Source organism: Alkalihalobacillus alcalophilus ATCC 27647 = CGMCC 1.3604 (genome assembly GCF_000292245.2).
In the GTDB taxonomy this organism is placed as follows: Bacteria; Bacillota; Bacilli; order Bacillales; family Bacillaceae_D; genus Alkalihalobacillus; species Alkalihalobacillus alcalophilus.
The window spans coordinates 1-7,416 of the sequence record NZ_ALPT02000129.1; the positions used below are offsets into that span (position 1 = coordinate 1).

Here is a 7,416-nt window from a genome sequence, read left to right on the forward strand (position 1 = left end):
CATTTAATGAAACGCTTTCATCTGTATTTCTAAATATAGATTAAAACAGAACGATATATTATGCAACAATAAATTTCGAAAATAATTATAAAATAATAAAATAGTTTAAATATGCAACAGTTAATATAAATAAAAAACTTAAAGGTCACCCCTTAAGTTTTCTCCATAATGTTGCTCGATTAATTCCTAATCTTTCAGCTGCTTTTGTTTGATTATTATCTTCTTCTTTTAACACTTGCAAAATGATTTTTGTCTCTATATCCTTTAATGTTCCTTGTATAGGTTGATTTAATTCTACTGTATTCGTCTCAAATAATGCTTCAATAGTTGTTTTATGAATCATATAATCTTTTTCATTTAATGCCGCTTGTTTAATTATATTTCTTAAGCTATCAATATGATTTGTATAATTTAAACCTTTCAAATAAGATAAAGCATCATCCGTTACTTTTACAGCTGTTGTTCCATATTTCTGATGGTAATCAGCTAAAAAGTATAGCACTAATTCATGGAGATCCTCTAGTCTTTCTGATAAATGTGGCACAATGATTTGATAAAGACCAAGGTTTTCTATTTCTTCTTGTGTCCTCAATGTATCAGTTAAGAGAAGTAAGCGTACTTTTTCTTCATCACATTTTTGAAGTAAAAGTTTATAGACAGGGTCCAAAAGAGGACCTTCACAATTTTTTATAACGATTGTTCGAACATTTGGCTGAAATAAATCATTAATATGCTCCATGTTAAACTGCCTGACATCTAATTCAATTAGCTGGCCATCTACAGCTAATTCTTGGTGAATATAAGATGCCAGAAATTTCTTACCTGTCCCTTTTGCACCAGCTAATACAATCGGTTTATGTTTGGAATATAGTTTTTTTAGTGTTTGAATAATGCTCTCCATTTGCTCTGATTTATTGGCTATCGGTTCTTTGATCACACCATTATGTATTTTGACACCATTCTCTAATGACAAATCAACTATATGTTTTTCTAAAAAATATACCTTGATTTCATCTTCATACAAATATCCTGTTACATTAATATGATAAGAACCTCTTTCAAAATCACGGATAACCTTACTTCGATTTACTTCTAAGGCCGTGTTCAAAATATATAACTCTTCCTCCGTTAAAAGATTCTGTTCAATATCCCGAAGGTTCTCATACACCAATTTGTTTTTTTCATCAAAAATGAGAATATTCGGCTGAGTTTTCACCAAAAAATGCTCAAATACTCCACTTAATCTGTTTTGTTTTTTTAAGTTTTCATATAAAAAAAGAGCATCTTCAATCGAACGAATAATAGATTCTTTTCCTGACTGTAACAACATTCCTTTTAAACCGTATGCTTGTGATGTTTTTATTGTAATAACATCACCAAGAATTTGTTGATACCCATCTTCTTTTAGTTTAAATAAAAGGGGAGCGACTTCATCCGAACGCGAAACGGTAAAAACTTTTAAAGATAAATTTAACAAATCAATAATGGAACTTGCACCAGAGGTAATATTCGAAAAACCGACGACCGCTGTTTTATTATGAATACTACTCGCTAACGTTAAAGAGCGTGTTAAATCATATCCAGACAATTGAATATCGATGACTGGAATGGTGACATTCTCTTTGATCAACTGTGCCGTTCCACCACGACTAATAATGATATTTGTTCCCTCTCTCTCTTGCTCTTTGGCAATTTCTACACCTTTTTGTAGATCCCCAACAGAATAACTTATCGTTAAATCCTCATAAAAAGGGAGGCATTCTTTAATAATCGGTACCATTGATTGATATGGTGCAATGATATGAATTTGTAGCATTTTAATTCTCCGTTCCATTCAAAAAATAATTATATTCATATTGAATCATATCTAAATAAAAAAAGGTAGTGATAACCAATTTGTAACTACCTAGCAGCTTTGTACATAAGTAGATGCATTTCTAAAACAATTTGATTCTTATCCACCCGCTGTATAATAATGGAATCGAGTGAAAAACTATAGGTAACATTTTTATAAGGAGGCGTAAAATGGCTACAGAAACTTATTCAATTACTACTAAAAGAGCTTTATACAAAAGGCGTAATTTATGGTCCGGCATATTGTTCGGCCTTGGACTTGTTGCTTTTATTGATGAGGCTGTCTTTCATCAAATCCTACATTGGCATCACTTTTATGATAAATCGACAACTAGTATTGGGTTAATCTCAGACGGACTCTTCCATGCTTTTAGTTGGTTTGCAACTATTGGTGGGTTATTTTTATTTGCGGACTTAAAAAGAAAAGGAGCTTTATTACTTAAAAGGTGGTGGGGCGGTCTTCTTCTTGGTGCGGGTATTTTTCAACTTTATGATGGGATTATTCAACACAAGTTAATGGGAATACATCAAATTCGCTATGTCGATAATGTCTTTATTTATGATCTGATTTGGAATGTTTTTGCCGCCATTATGATCATCATTGGTATACTCCTCCTTAAACATAATCAGGGTAAACCAAATGTTTCTGGAACTAATCACCATGAATTATAATGCGCATCATGCTTTGAATCCTTCTGAAACTCATCATATAGTTGAATTAATAGCTTCACTTTATATGGTCATTCCATTAATTCTCTTTTTTCTTTTCTATCTTCTATCTGTTTATTACTCCAACAAACATTATAAAAATTGGCCCAAATACCGAACTCTCTCCTTTGCAAGCGGTCTATTTTTAGCAAGTGTTGTGCTCCTAAATCCGGTAGTGCCACTAGTTGATGGTCCTTTTGTCACTCATATGATTCACCATTTACTATTAGGAATGTTAGTGCCTTTACTCATCGTGTTATCAGCACCAATGACTTTATTATTTCGAATCCTAAATGTTTCAGTCGCAAGAAAGCTCTCTTCATTTCTTAAAAGCTGGCCATTTCGAGTTTATACCCATCCTATTATCGCATCCGCGTTAAATATCGGTGGATTATGGCTATTGTATACATCTAACTTGTATTCGCTCATGCACGAAAATGATTGGATCAATGGTTTGGTACATGCTCACCTCTTTATGGCAGGTTATTTATTTACAGTTTCCATGATCTATATTGATCCTATCTATCACCGTGTTTCTTTTCAATGTCGAGCACTTACATTGATTATTGCTTTAGCTGGTCACGGAATTCTAACCAAATATATTTATGCTAACCCACCAATAGGGGTTGAAATGGAACAAGCTCAACAAGCAGCCAAACTTATGTATTATGGTGGCGATCTCATCGATGCGGTCATTATCTTCATTCTTTGTTGGCAATGGTTTAAGGCAACTCGACCACGGATAAGAATGGTTGCAAACCAAATGACTTAATTGAATCTAGAAAAAGAGAGAGAATGTCATTTATCGACATAAAATGGTACCTGTAGAGAAGACACTTGAAAAAGAGTGTTTAATCTACAGGTATTTTTTTATTTCGTTTCTCTTAAGATCTCTAACAAGGCTTCCTTTTGTTCACTTTGTACGAGTACATACATAAAGTCATTTTCTTCGATGACTGTACTCCCAGATGGTGTTAGCATTTGTTCCCCACGTTCAATTGCACTGACATTAACATGTGGAGGAAAACCGATTGAAGCTAAGTTTTTACCGACGATGGCACTGTTTTCAGTTGCTTGGAAATGTATCATTTCGGCATTACTTCGACCGACCGCCATTAACTCACGTCGTAACTCTTCTCGCCATTCATCGGTTAGTTCTTGGCGCAGCTCTTCATATGCTTCCTTTTTCATAATTTCTTTTAATTCTTCTGTACGCTTTCTACGTTTTTGTTTCTGATCAACATCAAAATCTTTAAACATCATCATACTCACGGATATGAGCATGAGTACTAGAATAAACGCAAATGGCAAAGCAGCGGCAATCGCAGCTGTTTGCAAAGCATTTAATCCTCCATCTCCACTGATAAGTAAGACAGAAGCTGTTCCAGCAATTAAAACTCCCCAAAGGATTTTTAATTTATAACTTGGATTTAATTGTCCACCAGAAGTCATTGATCCTAGAACAAAAGCCGCAGAATCTGCTGATGTAACAAAAAATATCCCGACAACAATAATCGCTAAAATGCTGACAATTGTCGTGAATGGAAGCTGTTCTAACATATAAAATAATGTTAACTCTACTTCATTTAAAGCAACATCAGCTAATGGATACATACCTGACATTTCAATTTCTAATGCCGTCCCTCCAAATGTCGTGAACCATATAACAGCAAGTAAAGTAGGAACTAATAATACCCCGCCAATAAATTCTCTAATCGTACGTCCTTTTGAAATACGTGCGATAAACAATCCAACAAAAGGAGACCACGACATATGCCACGCCCAAAAGAAGATCGTATTAGCCCCTAACCATTCACTCTCTGAAAAAGGTGTCATCGTTAAAGACATATCAACAATATTTGCAACATATCCACCAACAGTTGTGACCATACTTTCTAATAACGTGATGGTAGGACCAGCAAGAAAAACAAATATGAGTAATAATCCAGCTAGAATTAAATTAATATTCGTTAACCTTTTAATTCCTTTTTCAATTCCTCGTACAGCTGAAAAAAGAAATAATACGGTAATAATAGCAATTATCGTAAGCTGCAAAGGAATACTATTCGATAATGGGGTTAAAAATGAGACCCCCCCAGAAATTTGCAGTGCACTAAGACCAAAAGTAGTCGCAACTCCAGCACAGGTAGAAATAACAGCTAATAAATCAATACCGCGGCCCATCCAACCATTCACACGATTACCAATCAAAGGATAAAATGCTGAACTAATTAAAGCTGGCCTATTTTTTCGATATTGCACGTAGGCTAAAGTTAGACCCACAACTGAAAAAGCACCCCAAGCATGTAAACCCCAATGAAAGACTCCATATTGTAAGCCAACTTCTGCGGCTTCTATTGTACCTGGTGTGATCCCAGGTGGAGTGTCCAAATAATAAATAATCGGTTCCGCTACCCCGAAGAAAACAAATCCTACGCCAAGACCAGCCGCAAATAACATCCCGACCCAAGAAATAAAGGAATGTTCCGGTCGATCATCCTCTTTTCCTAATCTCAATTTTCCAAATGGAGAAATCGCTATTACTAATCCAAATATGACAAACAAACTCGCCATTAACATATAAAACCAACCAAAATTCACAATAATCCAATCTAGCGCTGTATTGGCTGTTGCCCCAAGATGAGATGGCGATATAATCCCCCATGTTACGAATAACACGACTCCAATTACGGATACATACAACACAAAGGAAGCACTATGGTCTTTCTCTCTCTTTTTATCTAACATAAGCATCACCTTCCATTGCCAAATTTGACATTTACCATTCTGTGTTAGATATTCCTCCTTTATAAAGCACACAAATGGATCTAATTAGGTATTTTTTTCGACCATTTTTTGTTTCCCTATTTATTCACAGCTTAAACTACTTTTTTATAAAAAACTTTTATTATTATTAAAATGTTCCAGCTCGATTTGTTTTATTCTTCCCTATCTTTTTAACAAACAGAGGAGAAATAAATGTTTTTAAGCTTTTAAATCAATCAACCTGTTATTTCATAACCGTAACGATTGTTTTTTATTTTCTACTGAATTTACGTATAAAAAAATTGATGAAGTGCACATTAATGGATGAATAACTTTTAAAGGAGGATTATTTTGAAGTTCATACAAAGATCATTAATTTTATTATTAATTGTTGCCCTTTTTAGTGGTTGTGGTTTTGGAAACCAAGCGAATCCAGGTCCTGAGGCAAATCGTTTGCAAACCCAAAATACCCGTGGAGATAATATGCAAACTCAAAATAATGATTGGGATAACAATCAAACACGGATGGAAGTTGCTAGTGAGGCCGCCGATAAAATCACTGATTTAGACGACGTCAGTCATGCGAATGTCATCGCAGCTAATCGAAATGCTTATGTTGCAGTTGTATTAGACGATGATAGAAAAGGAGAAATCCGTCAAGAGCTTGAGAATGAAATTTCAGAAGTGGTTAAATCCACCGATTCTAATATTCAAAATGTATTCGTTTCGGCTAACCCAGATTTTGTTGATCGAATGACAGGTTACGGGGATAAAATTCAAGAAGGTCGTCCGATTCAAGGATTATTTGAAGAATTTACAGAAATGACTCAAAGAATCTTTCCAAATGCCCGTTAATGACACAAATTAATCTAATCAAAAAAGAAAGTCTTAAAGGTCTAAACATCCCTTGAGACTTTCTTTTTCTATAACTTTATTTACTACTTTTTAAGTTCAACTTGGCTAAAGCAGCACTTATAACTTACATAATAATGGTCGCAAAAGCATCTTCTTCTCCATTGTTAAACAGCTTGATAAACTCAAAATCCTTATTATGAAAACTCATTTTAAATATTTTATTTTCACTTTGTTGAACCTTATCATCTGAATCAAAATGAATAAATAATTGATTATTAATAATCTCACTCGTAATATTGTCATAGCTTGTTGTGGGGTGTTGAAAAATGACATACATCTCTTTTTGTTCATTTTTGACAATTAATGAGACCCCTTCTTCAAACTCATAATGAAGGACATCTAATAATTGGTACACCTTCTCATAGTCAAAAACCAATTCCTCAATAATCGTCCCATCATCCAATTTTTCTTGAGAAATGACTTCAAACTCTGGCTGTTTTTCAAGGAAAAACAAAACGATTATAAACATAATAGTGGCCCCGATTATCAACAACCAAATCCTTTTATTCATAATTATGCCCATTGTAAATTAAGTACAATCGATGCTAATACTTAATTAGTAAGGCCACTCCCCCTCTTATGTTTTATAAGTATTTTTCCTTTATTCCCTCATTATATAACAAAAACCAGCTATTGATAGAAAGAATGTCTTAAGTGGCTAAATGAGATCGATTTTTTTAGTTAATATATGGTACGTGAAATTATTTAGTTTGATATTAAGTTCGTGCTTCCACGCTCTGATAAAAAGCTTAATTCAGATAAGTCGAGCTTTGTTTTAATAAAATGATTGATTTACCCTTTTGATGACACAACCTTTTCAAACACGAATCAATTGAGTTCTGCAAGTTTTTGTACTATTTCATTTGGCCTTTATGCATTAGGCTTATCTGAGCATGTAAATGATTGGGACATAATGGTTGAAGCATCAGAAAACCGCTCACCTCGGAAGAAAGGATAAGAACTTAACTCAACTTTCGCATCGAGAAAATCCGTTCAACGAGTTGGCAGAGCGAAAGGGAAGCTCTTAAACAAATGCCCTTGATACGTTAGAAAAGCGAGAACGTACTATCACACAAAACGGATAAACTGTGCATTAAGAAAAAATAGACAATGTACAATGCTCTTCGGCTGTCGCTCCCAAAACCATACTCCGCGTCCTTGCTGAGAACCTGG

At 34.3% G+C, this 7,416-nt stretch carries 6 protein-coding genes; 3 read left to right on the forward strand and 3 right to left on the reverse strand.

Annotated features, from left to right (window positions below; translation table 11 throughout):
- Nucleotides 1-145: 145 nt before the first annotated feature.
- Nucleotides 146-1,816 (reverse strand): sigma-54-dependent transcriptional regulator, encoded by a 1,671-nt coding sequence (locus BALCAV_RS20190; protein ID WP_004427082.1) that lies wholly within the window; start codon nt 1,814-1,816, stop codon nt 146-148.
- A 209-nt stretch (nt 1,817-2,025) separates the two neighbouring features.
- On the opposite strand from BALCAV_RS20190, the gene BALCAV_RS20195 reads away from it, so the two are divergent.
- Both BALCAV_RS20195 and BALCAV_RS20200 read left to right on the forward strand, forming a co-directional pair.
- The gene (locus BALCAV_RS20195; protein WP_004427079.1) at nt 2,026-2,526 is read left to right on the forward strand and encodes a DUF2243 domain-containing protein; all 501 of its coding nucleotides are present in this window, start codon (nt 2,026-2,028) and stop codon (nt 2,524-2,526) included.
- Nucleotides 2,516-3,334 carry a cytochrome c oxidase assembly protein gene (locus tag BALCAV_RS20200; RefSeq protein ID WP_004427077.1) on the forward strand — a complete coding sequence of 273 codons (819 nt, stop codon included), beginning with the start codon at nt 2,516-2,518 and terminating at the stop codon, nt 3,332-3,334. The genes BALCAV_RS20195 and BALCAV_RS20200 overlap by 11 nt, the downstream gene beginning before the upstream one ends.
- A gap of 98 nt (nt 3,335-3,432) precedes the next feature.
- On the opposite strand, the gene BALCAV_RS20205 is transcribed toward BALCAV_RS20200, so the two are convergent.
- Nucleotides 3,433-5,310: a BCCT family transporter gene (locus BALCAV_RS20205; protein ID WP_004427074.1), complete on the reverse strand. Its 1,878-nt coding sequence runs from the start codon at nt 5,308-5,310 to the stop codon at nt 3,433-3,435.
- A gap of 366 nt (nt 5,311-5,676) precedes the next feature.
- Between BALCAV_RS20205 and BALCAV_RS20210 the strand changes: the two genes are divergently transcribed.
- Nucleotides 5,677-6,183 carry a YhcN/YlaJ family sporulation lipoprotein gene (locus BALCAV_RS20210; protein WP_040324304.1) on the forward strand — a complete coding sequence of 169 codons (507 nt, stop codon included), beginning with the start codon at nt 5,677-5,679 and terminating at the stop codon, nt 6,181-6,183.
- 124 nt (nt 6,184-6,307) lie between these two features.
- On the opposite strand, the gene BALCAV_RS20215 is transcribed toward BALCAV_RS20210, so the two are convergent.
- Nucleotides 6,308-6,754 (reverse strand): hypothetical protein, encoded by a 447-nt coding sequence (locus BALCAV_RS20215; RefSeq protein WP_136446105.1) that lies wholly within the window; start codon nt 6,752-6,754, stop codon nt 6,308-6,310.
- Between the last annotated feature and the right edge of the window lie 662 nt (nt 6,755-7,416).

Excerpts from the sequence above, each read along its gene's own strand:
- BALCAV_RS20190 (WP_004427082.1), bottom strand. The coding sequence starts at position 1,816 with ATGCTACAAATTCATATCATTGCACCATATCAATCAATGGTACCGATT.
- BALCAV_RS20195 (WP_004427079.1), top strand. The coding sequence starts at position 2,026 with ATGGCTACAGAAACTTATTCAATTACTACTAAAAGAGCTTTATACAAA.
- BALCAV_RS20200 (WP_004427077.1), top strand. The coding sequence starts at position 2,516 with ATGAATTATAATGCGCATCATGCTTTGAATCCTTCTGAAACTCATCAT.
- BALCAV_RS20205 (WP_004427074.1), bottom strand. The coding sequence starts at position 5,310 with ATGTTAGATAAAAAGAGAGAGAAAGACCATAGTGCTTCCTTTGTGTTG.
- BALCAV_RS20215 (WP_136446105.1), bottom strand. The coding sequence starts at position 6,754 with ATGAATAAAAGGATTTGGTTGTTGATAATCGGGGCCACTATTATGTTT.